Origin of the sequence: Actinoplanes sp. DH11, from assembly GCF_020873875.1 — a bacterium.
GTDB lineage: Bacteria > Actinomycetota > Actinomycetes > Mycobacteriales > Micromonosporaceae > Actinoplanes.
Window position 1 is genome coordinate 1 of record NZ_JAHWGU010000202.1, and the last position, 333, is coordinate 333.

1 protein-coding gene is annotated in these 333 nt (G+C 64.9%); it reads left to right on the forward strand.

Annotated features, from left to right (window positions below; translation table 11 throughout):
- The coding region (locus LPA41_RS41435; RefSeq protein ID WP_229076995.1) for an acyl carrier protein at positions 1-333 on the forward strand (333 nt) is incomplete at both ends.

The following is a 333-nucleotide window of genomic DNA, read 5'->3' on the forward strand; positions in this document are numbered from 1 at the left end:
TGGGGCAGCCGTTCACGGAGTTGGGGTTTGATTCGTTGACGGCGGTGGAGTTGCGTAATCGGTTGGCGGTGGTGACGGGGTTGAAGTTGCCGGCGACGCTGATCTTCGACTACCCGACCTCGGCGGCGTTGGCGGGTTATGTCGCGCAACGGTTGGCGGGGGAGTCGCCAGTAGCTGCGGCCGTTGTGGCCAATCGGGTCGGTCTGGACGAGCCGATCGCGATCGTGGGGATGTCGTGTCGGTATCCGGGTGGGGTGAGTTCGCCGCAAGGTTTGTGGGATCTGGTGGTTCGGGGTGGGGACGGGATCACACCGTTCCCCGTCGATCGGGGCT